This is a genomic window from Vibrio sp. TAP-3B (genome assembly GCF_057784735.1).
This window is the reverse complement of the sequence record NZ_CM173495.1, coordinates 1226893-1243020: the sequence shown is the minus strand read 5'-3', so window position 1 is coordinate 1243020 and position 16128 is coordinate 1226893. Positions and strand designations below refer to the sequence as shown.

At 43.9% G+C, this 16128-nt stretch carries 12 protein-coding genes and 2 pseudogenes; 7 read left to right on the top strand and 7 right to left on the bottom strand.

Annotated elements, in window-relative coordinates:
- Positions 1-52 precede the first annotated feature (52 nt).
- Complete coding sequence (locus AC3D28_RS05805) at positions 53-1009, bottom strand: ATP-dependent dsDNA exonuclease (RefSeq protein ID WP_488535843.1); 957 nt, start codon at positions 1007-1009, stop codon at positions 53-55.
- Positions 1006-2222: pseudogene (locus tag AC3D28_RS05800) on the bottom strand (sphingomyelin phosphodiesterase). Before AC3D28_RS05800 ends, AC3D28_RS05805 begins: the two are co-directional and overlap by 4 nt.
- 292 nt (positions 2223-2514) lie before the next feature.
- Between AC3D28_RS05800 and AC3D28_RS05795 the strand changes: the two are divergent.
- Both AC3D28_RS05795 and AC3D28_RS05790 read left to right on the top strand, forming a co-directional pair.
- A pseudogene (locus AC3D28_RS05795) lies at positions 2515-2780 on the top strand (hypothetical protein).
- A gap of 155 nt (positions 2781-2935) precedes the next feature.
- A complete protein-coding gene (locus AC3D28_RS05790) occupies positions 2936-4564 on the top strand; it encodes a methyl-accepting chemotaxis protein (RefSeq protein ID WP_488535842.1) in 1629 nt (542 codons plus the stop codon).
- A gap of 130 nt (positions 4565-4694) precedes the next feature.
- On the opposite strand, the gene miaE is transcribed toward AC3D28_RS05790, so the two are convergent.
- Together miaE and AC3D28_RS05780 are read right to left on the bottom strand one after the other, a co-directional pair.
- A complete protein-coding gene (gene miaE, locus AC3D28_RS05785; protein ID WP_488535841.1) occupies positions 4695-5465 on the bottom strand; it encodes a tRNA isopentenyl-2-thiomethyl-A-37 hydroxylase MiaE in 771 nt (256 codons plus the stop codon).
- A 97-nt stretch (positions 5466-5562) separates the two neighbouring features.
- Entirely contained in the window at positions 5563-6327 is a 765-nt protein-coding gene (locus AC3D28_RS05780) for a DNA repair protein (RefSeq protein WP_098415311.1), read from the bottom strand.
- A gap of 312 nt (positions 6328-6639) precedes the next feature.
- Here AC3D28_RS05780 and cysB point away from each other — a divergent pair, with 312 nt between their 5' ends.
- Together cysB and AC3D28_RS05770 are read left to right on the top strand one after the other, a co-directional pair.
- The gene (cysB, locus tag AC3D28_RS05775; RefSeq protein ID WP_098415312.1) at positions 6640-7614 is read left to right on the top strand and encodes an HTH-type transcriptional regulator CysB; all 975 of its coding nucleotides are present in this window, start codon (positions 6640-6642) and stop codon (positions 7612-7614) included.
- 86 nt (positions 7615-7700) lie between these two features.
- Positions 7701-8897, top strand: coding sequence for a methyltransferase (locus AC3D28_RS05770; RefSeq protein WP_488535840.1), 1197 nt, complete (start codon positions 7701-7703; stop codon positions 8895-8897).
- Positions 8898-8970: 73 nt separating this feature from the next.
- Here AC3D28_RS05770 and AC3D28_RS05765 read toward each other — a convergent pair whose 3' ends face one another.
- From AC3D28_RS05765 to ald, 3 genes are all read right to left on the bottom strand, one after another.
- Positions 8971-9813 (bottom strand): IS3 family transposase, encoded by an 843-nt coding sequence (locus AC3D28_RS05765; RefSeq protein WP_488536032.1) that lies wholly within the window; start codon positions 9811-9813, stop codon positions 8971-8973.
- On the bottom strand, positions 9810-10316 hold the full coding sequence (locus AC3D28_RS05760) for a helix-turn-helix domain-containing protein (RefSeq protein WP_098414183.1): 507 nt from the start codon (positions 10314-10316) through the stop codon (positions 9810-9812). The genes AC3D28_RS05765 and AC3D28_RS05760 overlap by 4 nt, the downstream gene beginning before the upstream one ends.
- Positions 10317-10414: 98 nt before the next feature.
- Positions 10415-11539 carry an alanine dehydrogenase gene (gene ald / locus AC3D28_RS05755; protein ID WP_488535839.1) on the bottom strand — a complete coding sequence of 375 codons (1125 nt, stop codon included), beginning with the start codon at positions 11537-11539 and terminating at the stop codon, positions 10415-10417.
- Positions 11540-11695: 156 nt separating this feature from the next.
- On the opposite strand from ald, the gene lrp reads away from it, so the two are divergent.
- From lrp to lolA, 3 genes are all read left to right on the top strand, one after another.
- Positions 11696-12190, top strand: a complete 495-nt coding sequence (lrp, locus tag AC3D28_RS05750; protein WP_098415315.1) for a leucine-responsive transcriptional regulator Lrp — start codon at positions 11696-11698, stop codon at positions 12188-12190.
- A 151-nt stretch (positions 12191-12341) separates the two neighbouring features.
- Entirely contained in the window at positions 12342-15404 is a 3063-nt protein-coding gene (locus AC3D28_RS05745) for a DNA translocase FtsK 4TM domain-containing protein (RefSeq protein ID WP_488535838.1), read from the top strand.
- Between the two features lie 61 nt (positions 15405-15465).
- Positions 15466-16092: an outer membrane lipoprotein periplasmic chaperone LolA gene (gene lolA / locus AC3D28_RS05740; RefSeq protein ID WP_098415317.1), complete on the top strand. Its 627-nt coding sequence runs from the start codon at positions 15466-15468 to the stop codon at positions 16090-16092.
- Positions 16093-16128: the final 36 nt, after the last annotated feature.

The window sequence follows — 16128 nt, the reverse complement described above, 5'->3', positions numbered from 1 at the left end:
GGCTTATTAGCAACGTGCCTTTTTTTAGCTCCCAGTCAGTCAAAGCTGATTGTTAAGAAGAAAAAAATTCGCGACGAAAATCCGCTACTTCTTGTTGGTAATAGCTTTGCCATTCCGGTTCTGACAAATTCGAATGGCTTGTGGCTCTCTCTTTTCTGAGTCTGGACTCAAGTTGTTGCAATGCTTGTTGGTAATCTCTGACTTGATCTTTTTGCGCGGCAATTTGTTGCTCACGAGCGTGAATGTCTTCGCTTTCGTCCTTCGTTAAGTAAGTTTTTTGCAGCTCTGCGATGATAGTTTGGCGATCTGGAAAGCTCATGCTATTGGGTATCAGGGCGACTGCACGCTCATATTTTGCTTGGTCGTTTGTAAGCCCGATAGCCTCTGCATTTTCTTGCCAGTCTATGATGAGTTGCTCGAAAGCTTGTAAAAAGCTTTCTGGACTTTGCGTGTTGAGCTGTTGGGCCTCTAAATTGAAATCGTATAGGGCGAACTCATCCGCGAAAATAACATCAGCCAACTCGCCCCAAATGCCTCTTGCCTCGGCTTTAAGTTGTGCAATACGTGAGGCTAGTGGTTGTTGCTCATCAAACAACAAATTACCCACACTTTCTTGCCATTGACTGTTGAGTTGATGGTAGCTCGCCAAAAGTTGAAATCGTGCTGAAGATAAATAAGGCTCGAGCAAGGCTAATTGTTCTTCACAGTCGCGGTTCGACATGCACTCATGCCAAAATGACTCAAGCTCTGCGACCAGTTTTCTCCCTTTGAGCAGAGTTAATCTCTCAGTCGTTATTTGAACCGCAGAAGGGAGCTCTGCAGTCTGTGGTGAAGGCTCTACACTGGGAGCGATATTGCTTTTTTTTAGTGATGTACTGGGGACGTTCTTATTTTTTGTCTTTGGAGCAGAAGCGGACACGGCCGTTTCTTGCTGCCCATCTTGACTGAAAGTTAAAAACATCATGCCCGCCATAATGGCGGACATGATTATCAACGCGATTTTCTTCATGGCTTGATTGTTGCGCTAACTGGGAAATGATCAGAAAGATTGTAGTGTTTCCATAAACTCTCTGCGCTTGTGCGCGGCACGTCTACACGGTTGTCATTGAATGATTTCACACCGTACTCGCTACTCACCATGACGTAGTCAAGGTATTCCACGTTTTCGCCACCTGATAACGCTTCACCTGCGAAGTTATTGATACGGGGATCAAAGGTTGACTCCGTGTAACCTGAATACTGAGGTTCGATGGCGCTTAAGTTGGCGATCATTTGTTGGTAGTCACCAGGGAACTTTCTTTTGTTTACGTTAAAGTCGCCGCTGTATACCACAGTTTCGCTTGAAGGAATGTTGAGAGATTTAGCGAGTGCGCGGATTTGTTTGAACTGGCGCTGACGATACTCGCGAGCGGTGTCTGTATCGAAAGATGCGGTATGGGTAGCAAACACATGGTAAGCCTGACCACCTTTAATAATTTCCGCATAATTAACGCCTTCTTATCTAACATCTTAGTTTGGTACGGATACTCCTTAGCTAACTCACGTAGGAATGCTTCACGACCGCTTGCAAACACTTCTTGCAGCGCTAATACATCATAACCTTTGACGTATTGAGGAATCAGTTCGTAACGATCACCGATGTGCGATGCAATAGCCGTAAGAGCCCAGATGTTGTATGTCATCAACTTAAGGTTTTGTTCTTCGTTATCGACAGATTCATTTACTTTGCTTGGTGTGATGGTGTAATAAAGATCGTCGTATTGAGCGGTACTGTCTGACTTAAATGCCAGTTCGGTTTCTCGGATGCCAAAAGCGTTAGTGTTGGCACGATGAATATTACGAGCATCTTTAAGAGATAAATCGACATCGGCCGCCGATAAGCCATATTCAATGGTTGAATTATACCAATGACCTTCCATGACCTGATTGAGTGTTATGCTTTCACCTTTAGGGCTAGAAACCACAGTTTCAAAACGGTAAGTTTGGTTTGATTTCACGCCTTCCCAACGATTGAAGCTCAATACAGGTTTGGTTTCCCACGGACCAAGTACTTGTACATGTTGCTGCCACTCTTCTCCGTATTGAAGTAAATCACTGCCTTCGTGCTTTACTTGAATAGTTAAAGGCTGATCAGAGTTATTGGTTAGATAAACATCTGTATCTGCAATGCTTGGCAATGCCACCAAGCCACTTAATAAAAGACCCCACTGCGATAATTTCATCTTATTTTTCCATCATTTGAACTAGAGCAATCATTCTTGTTTATAAATATTACTTGCGCGTTAAATATGGATGACATCGAAGCCAGTACTGAAAATTGTTATCAGAATGTGATCTTTATTCAATGGTGAGGAGTCGGGGTAGAGAGTTAATGGTTGCTTAAGCGGCTGTAAATAATAGCGATGGTTAACGAATCGTACTCACTGCAATCAAGTTGTCATCTTCGCTCTATAAGTTGTGCGGCGTCATTCATCCAGCCACATGGCTAGAACTTAAATTGATAGATGGAGCACCATGGCTAGAGCAGTAAATCCAATCGATGAAACCATCATTAAATTACTACAAGACCAAGGTTTGATTAGAAGCGAAGCAGAAGCTCGTTTAAAGAAAGAGGTATACCGCTTACAGCCTGATGAGATTGAAAAAGTCAAAAATTATGCTCAGCACTTTGGCATCAACGCTAAAGAAAACTCATCGATGAGATCTTAGAGTTGCGCCGGGAAGCGCTCATAAAAAAATGTAGACACAATACGGAGCATACGAGCCTATCTCTAAAATAGCACGTGATAAAAATATCAATTACTGGTCAAGATTTGATCTTCCAGGCCGATGTATATAAGAGCGCTCAATGATATCGAGCGCAAAAAACAGTGTGTTTTAGAGGTTAAGCTTTCACTTAAGTGAGAGGTTTAGAAAGGCTGCAGGGAGAAAGTGCATGCGTATTAAAGACTTAAGTGTCGTAAAGAAAATATCGGTTAGTTATTTAACCGTTTTTGCCGTGTTTGGTTTAGTGTCAGTAATGTTGGTACAAGGGTTGTTAACACTGAATAAAGACATCTCAGTGCTAACAGATAAAAGCTTACCTTCTGTTGCGATTTTGAAAGGTATCCAAGTTGATATTACTAAAGTGCGCAAAGATGAGTTCTCTTTATTGCCAAACGCAAATCACCCCAAAATTGGTGAGTGGTTAAAAGGCCTCGAACAATGGCGTTCTGATGTGCAGGCTGGTATTGCAGAATACGAAAAGCTCGACCTTAATCAGCGTGAAACGCAGTCTTTTAACGTTTTTAAAGAAACTTGGAATCAATACATCAAAGAAACGAAGACTTACAACACACTGCTAAGCCAAGGTGATGCTGAAAGTGCAAATGATGTGATTTTATCGAGTTTCGATACCTACTCAAAAGCGTTGAGCAGCTTGGATGACACTCTCGCGTTGAACGATGAGTTGGTGAATTTGATTGGCGAAGAAGTACAAAGTGAAGCGGCATTTACACAATACAGCGCTGTTGTTGGTGCGCTTGTCGTCGCATTGGTCATGGTAATGTCTGCCATGTTGCTTTCTCGAGTCATTTGCGGGCCTGTTGATCGAGCATTGGAATTCGCTTCCAAAATCGCCAAGGGTCAGTTGAATAATCAAATCGATGAAAGTGAATTGAGCAAAGACGAGTTAGGAACGTTGCTCAAAGAGCTTGTCGGTATGCAAACAAACTTACATTCGCTGGTTTCTGAGATTAATGACTCAACGATTCAGCTAACGGCAGCAGTAGAGGAAGTGAGTGCTATTTCTTCTCAGACCGCTTCTGGTATGCAAAATCAACAAATTGAACTTAGTTCGGTGGCTTCTGCGATGACAGAAATGCAAGCTGCTGTAAGTGAAGTGGCACAAAATACCGAAGTTGGCGCGACCTCTGCTTACTCGGCAACGGAAGTGGCTAAACAAGGAACGGCGACGTTACAACAAACTATCGCAGTAATTGAGCGTGTATCACATACGATCCAAGAGTCAGATGAACTGGCACGTGAGCTTGAATCTAGCTCAAACAATATCAATGTGGTCGTAGATGTGATCCGCGGGATTGCGGAGCAAACAAACTTGTTAGCACTGAACGCCGCAATTGAAGCTGCTCGGGCCGGTGAACAAGGACGTGGGTTTGCTGTTGTGGCAGATGAGGTTCGTTCTCTGGCGCAACGCACTCAAGACTCCACTTCACAAATTGTGGAAATTGTTAATCAACTACAAGAGAGCAGCAGCAAAATAGGGCATTCAAGCCGTGATTGTCAGGAGGGCATTTCTCAGTGTGTTGAGCAAGTCAATGACGCTGATAGCCAGATAAAAGAAATTGAACATTCTGTCGATAACATAGCGCAAATGAGCACACAAATCGCAACGGCTTGTAGTGAGCAGAATTCTGTATCCGAAGAGCTGAATCGAAGTGTGGAGCATATTAATAGTGCCTCAACAGAGATGGCTGAGGGAGCTTCGCAAACGGCTGTGGCTTGCCAGCAGATCAGTAGCCTAGCGCACAACTTGAAAACTCGAATGGGTTCATTCAAGCTCTAGTTGTTGTGTTTCAGCTTTATTCCTAACCTCATTGCTACAAAAAATAAGCCGGACGAAATGTTCGGCTTATTTATTTCTCTGTCTATATAAATAAGTTCAGAGCATGCTCAATCTTGGGAGAATATGCTCGCTAGGCTGGAATACCACTATGGAACTTAAAATCTGTATCTGGCGTAGAAATTAACTCTGCCTCAACTCGGCCAAAATAGGCTATGCGTTCGCTGATGTCTTTCCCCGCGATTTGCTCTGCCAAGGCGAGGTAATCTTGGTAATGGCGTGCTTCTGAGCGCAGTAAGGATACATAAAATTTCGCGATATCATCATCCATGTGTGGCGCGAGCTTGGCAAATCGTTCACAAGAGCGCGCTTCTATGTATGCGCCAATAATGAGCTTATCGATCAATGTTTCTGGTTCATGGGTTTTCATATGCGAAATCAGCCCTTTAGCATAACGACTTGCTGGGATGTTCTTGTATGTAATCCCACGGCTTTCCATGATTTCTAAGACTTGATAAAAGTGGTGCAATTCCTCTTTAATCAAAAGAACCATTTTATCAATTAAATCTTGGCTGTATGGAGAGCCGGATTTTGCCATGATTGCTTTAGAGATATTACTCTTACCTTTTAAGGTCTCTAGCGAGCCCAGATGACGATAAGCGAAGTCTTCATAGGGTTTAAACCAGTCAAGTAGAGCGTGCGAACTGGCTTGGTCGACGGCATATTTGCGAATCAAAAACATCGCGGATTGACCAGCTTTGAGTTCACACAATAGGTGATCTAGCAAAATGGTTTGAAGGTTTTCTGGTTTTTTGGCTTCTTCTATCCATTCCTCAGGTGTGCTGCATTGCAGAAATTGGTTAATAGGAGCAAGAAGATTTTGATAGGCGTTTAGATTAATCATTTTAAGTTTAGTACTTCACATTCAAGTTGGGCTTATCCGGTATCTAACGGATAGAAAAAAGGCTGCAATTGCAGCCTTTAATGACCTAACGTGAATGTTACCATTTTTTCTTCTCACCGAAGAGTGCTTCCATGTCATTGTCGTATTCTTTGTCTACGCTTTGCTGCATTTCGGCATCACTTTTGTCTTGACGTCTTTTATCGAGTTCAAGGAGCATGCCTTCAAGTTTTTCTTTTGCTTGGAGGGAGTAGGGGTCACTCTTCGTACTTAGTGCATCAATGCCTTTGCGCAGTAATTGCAGCGCAGTACCTGGTTGACCGCGAGCAATGGAATCATTAGCTCTTTTAATGACGTTTTCAATGTTGATACGAATTTGCATCGTTTCCAAACGCGCGTTTTCAGCGACGTAAGTTTGGGTATCGATTCTGCCTTTATTGTGTTCATTACGAACCGTATCGCGAAGGCGTTTAACAAGCTTTAGCATGACGATGGCTTGTTTATCGCTGCTCGGCATTTTGAACGTCGTGCTTTCGCTTGTCGTACCATTTTCTTTAAGTAATTCAATTTGTTGTTTCATGTTTTCGACGCGTTGAGCAAGATGTTTATTTTTTGGGTCTAACTCACACATGCTTTCTAACGCGTCAAGTATGCGATTATTTAGACATAACAAAAGCTCTTTACTAAAAGGAATATGGTGCGCGTGGCCAATGAGCTCTTCAGTGCCATCAATCAAAGCGACATAACGTGCTGACTCCTGTCTTCTTGCGGTCTCTACCTTGACCTTGTATTGCAACATGATGTTATAGCCTAGGATCAATACCAGTAGGATGGCTACCAAAGCGATTATTAAACCAATATTCATATCTTTGCGTCTGCTTTTACTTTTCTGCGGCTAGCATTAAAGAATACATGAATCTTATCTCACTCGGCACCCCATTTTTTTGATTATTTTGCCTAACCACGTTTTAGTTCTCGATAGAAGTCACATCACAGAGCTTAGGGTATTTATTTACTCTCCTTTGCTCATGTTGTTTCTTTGCCCAAATTACGAGTATGTGTTTGAGGTATAAGCTAGAAATCACTGTTCATTTTATCTTTATCGCGTTATAACTAATTATTATATCGTTCGTTAGAATGATTAACATACCATCTCGTAAATTAGTAAGGGATTACGATGAAGTTGCAGCAGTTGAAGTATATTGTTGAGGTTGTAAACCATAATCTGAATGTGTCTGCGACAGCAGAAAGTTTGTATACCTCACAACCAGGTATCAGCAAGCAGGTACGGTTGCTAGAAGATGAATTGGGTATCCAGATTTTTGAACGTAGTGGTAAGCACTTAACACAAGTGACACCTGCCGGAGAAGAAATCGTACGAATTTCTCAAGAGATTCTTGTTCGGGTAGAAAGCATCAAAGCGGTAGCCGGTGAACATACCCATCCAGAAATGGGGACGCTCAACATCACCACTACGCATACTCAAGCACGGTACGCACTGCCAGATGTGATTAAGAGCTTCACTTCTCGTTACCCGAAAGTCTCTTTGCACATGCACCAAGGTACGCCGTCACAGATGTCTGAAGCGATTGCAAAAGGCACCGCTAATTTTGCTATTGCAACGGAAGCTCTGCATCTGTATCAAGACGCGATCATGCTGCCTTGTTATCACTGGAACCGTTCTATCGTGGTACCCAAAGAACACCCATTAGCGAAGAAAAATAAAGTAACGATCAGCGATCTTGCTGCTTACCCACTCGTCACTTACGTGTTTGGGTTTACTGGTCGTTCAGAGTTAGATACGGCATTTAACCGTGAAGGTTTAACGCCACGCGTGGTATTTACTGCAACCGATGCTGATGTGATTAAGACTTACGTTCGGATGGGGATTGGGGTTGGTGTGATTGCTAGTATGGCGGTCGACCAAGTGCAGGACAACGATTTAGTTGCGATTGATGCAAGCCATTTATTCGGTGCAAGTACCACGAGCATTGGTTTCCGTCGAGGTACCTTCCTACGCTCTTACATGTTTGATTTTATGGAGCGTTTCGCTCCGCATTTAACTCGCCCTGTGGTAGAGCAGGCCATCTCACTCAAGTCAAATACTGAAATTGAAGAGATGTTTAAAGATATTGAGCTCCCTGTTCGATAGATATTCACTTTTGTTCCCCTCAAGCTGCTTGTTTCAGACAGGCCGGCTTGGGTATACAATGCCTCCCTCACCGTAGGGGGGGGGCTATGCAAACTCAATTTCAATTCATTAACGACGGCTTGTTAGAAAACGAATCACTATGGCGATTCGAACCATTCAAAAGTAGTGTCCAGACATCACTACCTTGGCAGGATACATATCCTGAGCTTTGCCAATGGTTATATTCTCTGTCTCCTTCTCAAATAGAAGACTTAAAAGCTCAGCCTGAAATAGTATCGGCTGAAATCAGCAAGTTTTTACCAAACGTAAGAGCTCTAACAGAACGAGCTCAGCTTGAGCCGTTGTTTTTGGATGGTCTTCAATTGACTCGCGGTTTAGACAGTGGCATTCCTGGTCGAAAATTGGCGCAAATTAGTGCGTTAGGGGAAGCCGCTATTTCACATCATCATGGAGAAGAATGGTTAGAGTGGTGTTCTGGGAAAGGGTATTTAGGACGAGTTCTCACGACTCAGACTGAACAAGCCGTGACGAGCTTTGAGTACCAACAAGCGCTATGTGATTCAGGGCAGCAAGCGGCTGACGACAATCATTGGCAAATGACATTTGTCCAAGGTGACGCGTTTAGCTCTCAAGCCAAAGCAGTATTTAGGCCGAATCAACACGCGGTTGCGTTACATGCTTGTGGTGATTTGCATGTTCGATTAATGCAATACGGCAGTGAAAAAGGGGTTGCCGCAATGACTATATCGCCTTGTTGTTATCACCTCATTCAAACTGAAGAGTATCAAGCACTATCAACGCCAGGCAAAAATTCAAAATTAACCCTCTCGAAGCATGAGTTACGTATACCACTTCAGCAGACAGTCACTGGTGGATCGCGTGTACGTCGTCATCGTCAGCAAGAAATGATTTTCAGACTTGGTTTTGATGCGATCACTCATCAAGTCATGGGGGGGAATGAGTATCAACCCGTACCGAGTATTCGCAAGTCTCAATTAAATACAGGTTTTAAGGCACTATGTTATTGGGCTGCGGAACAGAAGGGATTGAAACTGAACCCAGAGATAGATTTCGAACAGTTCGAAGCGTTGGCTGAAGAGCGCTTTTGGCAAATGGAAAGAATGAGCTTAGTTCAACTGGTTTTTCAGCGTCCGTTGGAGGTATGGCTCGCGTTAGACAAAGCACTTTATCTTCAAGAGCGTGGTTATCGTGTCAATTTGTCAGAATTTTGCCCTAAATCAATCACACCTAGAAATATTTTAATTTGCGCATATAAGAAGTAGTTATTTTTTATAGCTAAATGCTCTATGTGAAAAGCCCACTTATGAAGTGACCCCGTAAAGTTGGACATTTCTGTTAAGCGGCTTTCAAGACCTGAGTTCGATATTCTATCGGAGTCAGGCCTTTTAGTTTCACTTTTATACGCTTGGTATTGTAGTACTCGATGTATTCTTTAATTTGTTCTATCAGAGCATCTGCATCTTCAAAGCTTTGGTTGTGATACATCTCTGTTTTGAGTAAAGCAAAAAAGTTTTCAGCAACAGCATTATCCAAGCAGTTACCTTTTCTCGACATGCTTTGCGTTAACCCATTCTCCGCTACCTTTTTCTGATACTGTCGATGGCGATATTGCCAACCTTGATCGCTATGTATAATTGGTTTTGAGTTGGGTTTAAGCGTTGATATAGCTTCCGTCAGCATATCCGTGACAAGCGGCAAGCAGGCATTTTTGGCCACTCTATAAGCAACCACTTCCTGAGTAAACAAGTCGACAACGGGAGACAAGTATACTTTCTGCTCTTTGATTTTGAACTCCGTGACATCTGTTACCCATTTTTCATCGGGTTGAGTCGCACTAAAATCTCTTTCAAGCACGTTAGGAGCTGCTGTTCCAGATTCTCCTCGGTATGAACGATACTTTTTAACCCTGACCGTCGATTTAAGGTTGAGCTGAGCCATAAGTCTTTGAACCGTTTTGTGATTAAGCATAACCCCCTGATTTTTTAGTTCCAAGTGAATACGGCGGTAGCCGTATCGACCCTTATGTTCATGATAAATTGACTTTATCAAACGCAGCTCACGTTCGTAGCTATTTGGGCGCTTACTCGTTTGAGCCTGATAATAGAAGACACTTTTTGCCAACTGTAGAGTGTGCAGTAAGTGCTTCAACGGGTACTTGCCTTTAAGAGTTAGAGCTATGACCGCTTTTTCTTTGTTCGACGGTTTTTTTCCTGCTCCAACTCTTCCAACTTTTTTAGAACGGCATTCTCAGTTCGTAAGTAGACCAACTCCTCTTTTAGCTCCTCAAGTGTCATTTCATTATCAGGTTTAGTGGTACGTTGAGGTTGCTGTTTCATTGAGGGTCTTCCTTTCTGGCGCATTTTGAGCCCTTTGATACCGAGCTCATTAAATCTTTTGAGCCAGACAGAGAGTATCCCCGGGGATGAGAGGTTTAATACTGCGCTAGTGTGCGTGAGAGACCAATCATTCGTCCACATTAAATTCAATGCTTTTCGTTTTTCCTGAGCAGTAGCATGCTTAGTTGGTAAAAATGAATCAGCACCATGGATGACAAAGACTTGAACCCAATACCGTATCTGTCTTGAAGACATTGAATATTGTTTTGCTAAATAGCGAGATGACGCACCATCTAAGCATTGTTTAGCAATGATACATTTTAGCTCGCGGCTATATTTGGACATAAAAAGACCCCCAATAATTGGTGTCCAACTATTGGGGGTCAGTTCATTATTCGTGGGCTTTTGTAATTAAAACATGACACCGTCGTGTGGCGTTACTGTTAGTTAAAGGCTGCGATGGCTTGTTCGGATTCAACGTACTCTAGGTTAAAGCTTTTAGCCACTTCTTTACATGTTACTTTGCCGTGAATAACGTTTAGACCTTCTAGGAAGCCTTTATCTGCAAGTAGCGCTTCACGGTAGCCTTTGTTTGCGAGTTTCACAATGTAAGGGAGTGTTGCATTGTTCAATGCGAATGTTGAAGTGCGTGCAACGGCACCAGGCATATTTGCGACGCAGTAGTGAACCACTTCATCAACAATATAAGTGGGTTCTGCGTGTGTGGTTGCGTGAGAAGTCTCGAAACAACCGCCTTGGTCGATGGCTACGTCAACGACCGCTGCGCCAGGTTTCATCTTCGCGATGTGCTCTTTATTAACGAGTTTAGGCGCTGCAGCGCCAGGGATAAGAACCGCTCCGATAACGAGGTCGGCGGCTAGAACATGCTTCTCAATAGCGTCTTCTGTAGAATAAACGACTTTTGCTCTCCCTTGGAATTCCTCATCTAGCTTGCGTAGAGTGTCTACATTACGGTCTAAAATGGTGACATCTGCACGAAGGCCAACCGCCATACGGGCTGCACTCGCACCAACGACACCACCACCGATAATCACGACATTCGCGGGTCCAACACCGGGTACACCGCCGAGGAGTAAGCCACGGCCCCCGTGTGATTTTTCCAACGTTTGCGCGCCTGCTTGGATAGACATCCGACCCGCCACTTCTGACATCGGTGCTAACAGTGGTAAACGACCCATATTATCTGTTACAGTCTCATAGGCTATACAGACAGCTTTGCTTTTGATTAGCTCATCAGTTTGTGGAAAATCTGGTGCTAGGTGTAAATAAGTAAATAATATTTGCCCTTCGCGGAGCATTGCTCTCTCTACTGCTTGGGGTTCTTTTACTTTTACAATCATGTCTGCTTGCGCAAATACGTCTGCAGCATGAGGGAGAATGGATGCGCCGAAAGCGATGTAATCATCGTCTGAAAAACCAATGCCGGCACCTGCATTGGTCTCAACTAAAACTTGGTGACCATGTGAGATAAGTTCTCTCACGCTAGCTGGGATCATACCAACACGATATTCGTGATTTTTGATTTCCTTAGGTACGCCAATGATCATCCTGTATCCTCTTTCTATAATGGTAGTATTAACTGATTGTAGGGTGTTATTATCGAATTAATAACTAGTATAGTTATTGGTTTGTAAAATTTGGCACCAAATATTAAAAAGTTGTAACATATTTTTTTGCAAGGAAGTAATAAGGTGGAATAAAAAATGGCAGACAACTATAAAAAGCCGTCCAAGGAACTAGACCGTATCGACCGCAACATTCTTAATGAGCTGCAGAAAGACGGTCGTATTTCAAACGTTGAGCTTTCAAAACGTGTAGGACTGTCTCCAACGCCATGTTTGGAGCGTGTGCGTCGCTTAGAGCGTCAGGGTTACATCACAGGATATGCTGCGTTACTTAATCCGCAGTTCTTGGATGCGTCACTATTGGTATTCGTTGAAATAACGCTAAACCGTGGTGCGCCAGATGTATTTGAGCAGTTTAATTTAGCGGTTCAAAAACTCGACGATATACAAGAGTGTCATCTTGTATCAGGTGATTTTGACTATCTTCTAAAAACCCGTGTATCTGATATGGGGGCTTATCGTCGATTATTGGGTGATACGTTGTTACGCCTACCTGGTGTAAATGACACCCGAACATACGTTGTTATGGAAGAAGTGAAGCAATCTAACCAGCTTGTGATTAAAACTCGTTAAATTCTTGCAAAGAAAGCGGTATATGCTTCCGCTTTCGCCAGAGAGTAATTGGGTTTTTCTCTTTGATATGGTTAAATCAATTTACCGAGCGGCATCCAGCCGCTCGGAATGTTTTGTAAATTCCTATTTCATTCCATATTCAAGTTGATTTATGTTCAAAGAGAACGCAAAGAAAGTCGAAACCATTATCAAAACCAGTGAAGAGCCTCAGTTTTCACGTTTAAATGGCTTCCAACGCTTAAAAGAGTGCTGCTTTATCGTTGGCGTTCTAAGCTCGGTATTGCTGGCTGTCGCACTATTTACCTTTAGTCCGGCCGATCCTTCTTGGTCCCAAACCGCTTGGGGAGGGGAGGTCGATAATGCTGGCGGTTTATTTGGTGCTTGGCTTGCCGATACTCTATTTTTCACATTTGGCTCTCTCGCTTATCCTATTCCTTTCTTACTGTCCGCTGCCGCGTGGGTTATATGCCGTAAACGAGGAGAAGACGAGACAATCGACCTCATGCTTTGGGGGACGCGACTACTCGGTCTTACCGTTCTCATTATGACCAGTTGTGGGCTCGCCGATATTAATTTTGATGATATCTGGTATTTCTCATCTGGTGGCGTGGTTGGTGACGTGCTGACTAGTCTTGCTTTGCCGACACTAAATGTACTTGGTACCACACTGGTTTTATTGTTCTTATGGGGAGCTGGCTTTACCTTGTTCACTGGTATTTCTTGGTTGAATATCGTGGAATGGCTTGGTGATCGAGCATTGGAGCTTACTTCTGTTATTGCCAATAAATTTAGAGGCTCTGAGCAGGAATTACTAGAACCTCAATTGGATGAATTCGTAGAAGATACAGTGTCCAGCGTCAAAAATGCTGAAAGTGAAGTCAATGACGAGCCATTGCCACATTTGACCGCGTATGATGTTGACGAACCTAAAGCCGCTGAACCTGCACACGAATATCCTATTTATATGCCGCAAGCGAAACCTCAGACGCATACGGTACCACCCACGCCGAGAACACCACCGCCGAGTCAGGCTGCTGTTGATGAGGCTTCAGGCTATGCGGACCTTGATCCTCAAGCTCATATGCACCGCGTCAGTGCTGAGCACGTTGAACCTTTGTTTGATCGATCCAAGCAGCTTAATGTAACCATTGAAGAGCTTGAAGCAGCAGCGCAGCAAGCGGATGACTGGGTAACGGAAGAGCAATCCATTTCAGAAACCTACTCATTTTATGCAGAGCAAGCCAGTGCTGAACAGGGGCTACAAAGTGCTGAGTCAGATTATTCTGAGTACGTAAAGTTTGAAGCAGAACAAGCGCAGCAGATGCACACTGAGCGGCCTCAACATGAAGAGCCTATTATTGATTCTGCAGAATTAGACAGCATCACGAACCAAACTGACTCTGACCCACACATCGAACCGACTATTTCAGACTTTGATGTGTTAGATGAAGAAGATGACTATCTACCTTCAGAACCTGTACTGCAAGATCAGCCAGAACCTATTGATTCTCAATCAATTACGCGATCTTATTCAGCGACCTCAGTTGCACCTTCTGCGACTTTTGAGTCTGTGCATCAAGACGATGAGTTATTAGAAGAAACACAGCAAGGTGACCAAGATGTGGACGCCTTCCAAGAAATGGTTTCTAGCGCGCAGTCGAAAGTGGCTGCAAAGCAAAACCCATTTTTGATGAAGCAAGAACAAAACCTGCCAGTACCACAAGAACCACTGCCAACGTTAGAATTGCTTTACCACCCAGAAAAGCGTGAGAACTTCATTGATCGCGATGCTCTTGAGCAGGTGGCTAGATTGGTAGAAAGTAAGCTAGCAGACTACAAAATCAAAGCTGAGGTAGTCGGTATTTACCCTGGTCCTGTTATCACTCGTTTTGAGCTTGACCTCGCGCCAGGAGTTAAGGTGAGCCGTATTTCCGGTTTATCTACTGACCTAGCGCGAGCGCTGTCAGCCATGGCGGTACGTGTGGTGGAAGTGATCCCGGGTAAACCCTATATCGGTCTAGAGCTGCCAAACATGAGCCGTCAGACGGTTTACTTATCTGATGTCATTAACAGCACACAATTTAAACAAGCCACGTCGCCAACGACCGTTGTGTTGGGTCAGGACATTGCCGGTGAAGCCGTGGTCGCCGACTTGGCTAAGATGCCCCATGTACTGGTTGCAGGTACGACAGGTTCCGGTAAATCGGTAGGGGTTAACGTCATGATCTTGAGCATGCTTTACAAAGCAAGCCCAGAAGATGTTCGCTTTATCATGATTGACCCAAAAATGCTGGAGCTTTCAATTTATGAAGGTATTCCACATCTACTCTCAGAAGTCGTGACGGACATGAAAGACGCTTCTAACGCACTTCGTTGGTGTGTGGGTGAGATGGAGCGCCGTTATAAACTGATGTCGGCACTTGGCGTGCGTAACGTCAAAGGCTTCAATGAAAAATTGAAGATGGCAGCGGAAGCGGGCCATCCAATTCACGATCCATTCTGGCAAGAGGGCGACAGTATGGATGCAGAGCCACCGTTGCTTGAGAGACTGCCTTATATCGTTGTGGTAGTGGATGAGTTTGCCGACCTAATGATGGTTGTGGGTAAGAAGGTGGAAGAGCTGATTGCCCGTTTGGCGCAGAAAGCACGTGCAGCAGGTATTCACCTGATCCTTGCCACTCAACGTCCATCCGTTGATGTCATTACAGGCCTAATTAAAGCGAACATCCCAACACGTGTTGCGTTTACTGTATCGACCAAAACGGATTCTCGCACGATCCTAGATCAAGGCGGTGCTGAATCACTATTGGGCATGGGTGATATGCTGTATCTACCACCCGGTTCCAGTCATACTACTCGTGTGCACGGTGCGTTCGCATCGGATGATGATGTGCATGCGGTTGTGAATAACTGGAAAGCACGTGGCAAACCTAACTATATCGACGAGATCATTAACGGTGATCAAAGCCCTGAAGCTCTGCTGCCAGGTGAGCAGATGCAAGCGGACGAAGATGTGGATCCGTTATTCGATCAAGTGGTCGAGCACGTGGTTCACTCGCGGCGTGGATCGGTTTCTGGTGTTCAGCGTCGATTTAAAATTGGCTATAACCGTGCCGCTCGTATTGTTGAGCAACTAGAGGCCCAAGGTATTGTGAGTACTCCAGGGCACAATGGTAACCGTGAAGTCTTAGCGCCTGCGCCACCAAAAGATTAATGAACTTGTTTGACTCACTTCAGTCGAACGGAAGTGAGTGGTTCCAACAATAGGTATCTGAATGAAAAAACGATTTTCAGCGACACTTTTTTCTGCGCTTCTTCTAAGCAGTTCTCTCTTTTCTACTGCTTATGCAGCGGCGCCAAAAGAAGAGTTGAGTAAACGCTTAGCGATCAACGAAGGTTTCAGAGCTGACTTTTCTCAGCAAGTGATCAGCCCTGAAGGTGAAACGGTAATGGAAGGCGAAGGTACGGTAGAAATCGCCCGACCAAGCTTATTTCGTTGGAGCACAACATTTCCCGATGAGAATTTATTAGTTTCAGATGGCACAACGCTATGGTATTACAGTCCGTTTATTGAGCAAGTCAGCATTTACTGGCAAGATCAGGCAACAGAACAAACCCCATTTGTTTTGTTAACTCGTAACCGAGCGAGTGACTGGGAAAACTACTCTATTTCTCAGAAAGGGAATGAGTTTACTCTGACTCCAACGGCCGTTGACTCTACACAGGGGCAGTTTCTCATTAATATTGATGCGAAAGGTGTCGTAAAAGGCTTCAATGTATTAGAACAAGATGGTCAAAAGGGGCTATTTAAGTTTGACAATGTGAAGTTGGGTAAACCAAAAGCAGACAGATTTACATTCACGATTCCAAATGGTGTGGAAGTGGATGACCAAAGGAATTAATAGGTAGTGAGTAATTACACATTAGATTTCTCAGGG

Excerpts from the sequence above, each read along its gene's own strand:
- AC3D28_RS05805 (WP_488535843.1), bottom strand. The coding sequence starts at position 1,009 with ATGAAGAAAATCGCGTTGATAATCATGTCCGCCATTATGGCGGGCATG.
- AC3D28_RS05790 (WP_488535842.1), top strand. The coding sequence starts at position 2,936 with ATGCGTATTAAAGACTTAAGTGTCGTAAAGAAAATATCGGTTAGTTAT.
- miaE (WP_488535841.1), bottom strand. The coding sequence starts at position 5,465 with ATGATTAATCTAAACGCCTATCAAAATCTTCTTGCTCCTATTAACCAA.
- AC3D28_RS05780 (WP_098415311.1), bottom strand. The coding sequence starts at position 6,327 with ATGAATATTGGTTTAATAATCGCTTTGGTAGCCATCCTACTGGTATTG.
- cysB (WP_098415312.1), top strand. The coding sequence starts at position 6,640 with ATGAAGTTGCAGCAGTTGAAGTATATTGTTGAGGTTGTAAACCATAAT.
- AC3D28_RS05770 (WP_488535840.1), top strand. The coding sequence starts at position 7,701 with ATGCAAACTCAATTTCAATTCATTAACGACGGCTTGTTAGAAAACGAA.
- AC3D28_RS05760 (WP_098414183.1), bottom strand. The coding sequence starts at position 10,316 with ATGTCCAAATATAGCCGCGAGCTAAAATGTATCATTGCTAAACAATGC.
- ald (WP_488535839.1), bottom strand. The coding sequence starts at position 11,539 with ATGATCATTGGCGTACCTAAGGAAATCAAAAATCACGAATATCGTGTT.
- lrp (WP_098415315.1), top strand. The coding sequence starts at position 11,696 with ATGGCAGACAACTATAAAAAGCCGTCCAAGGAACTAGACCGTATCGAC.
- AC3D28_RS05745 (WP_488535838.1), top strand. The coding sequence starts at position 12,342 with ATGTTCAAAGAGAACGCAAAGAAAGTCGAAACCATTATCAAAACCAGT.
- lolA (WP_098415317.1), top strand. The coding sequence starts at position 15,466 with ATGAAAAAACGATTTTCAGCGACACTTTTTTCTGCGCTTCTTCTAAGC.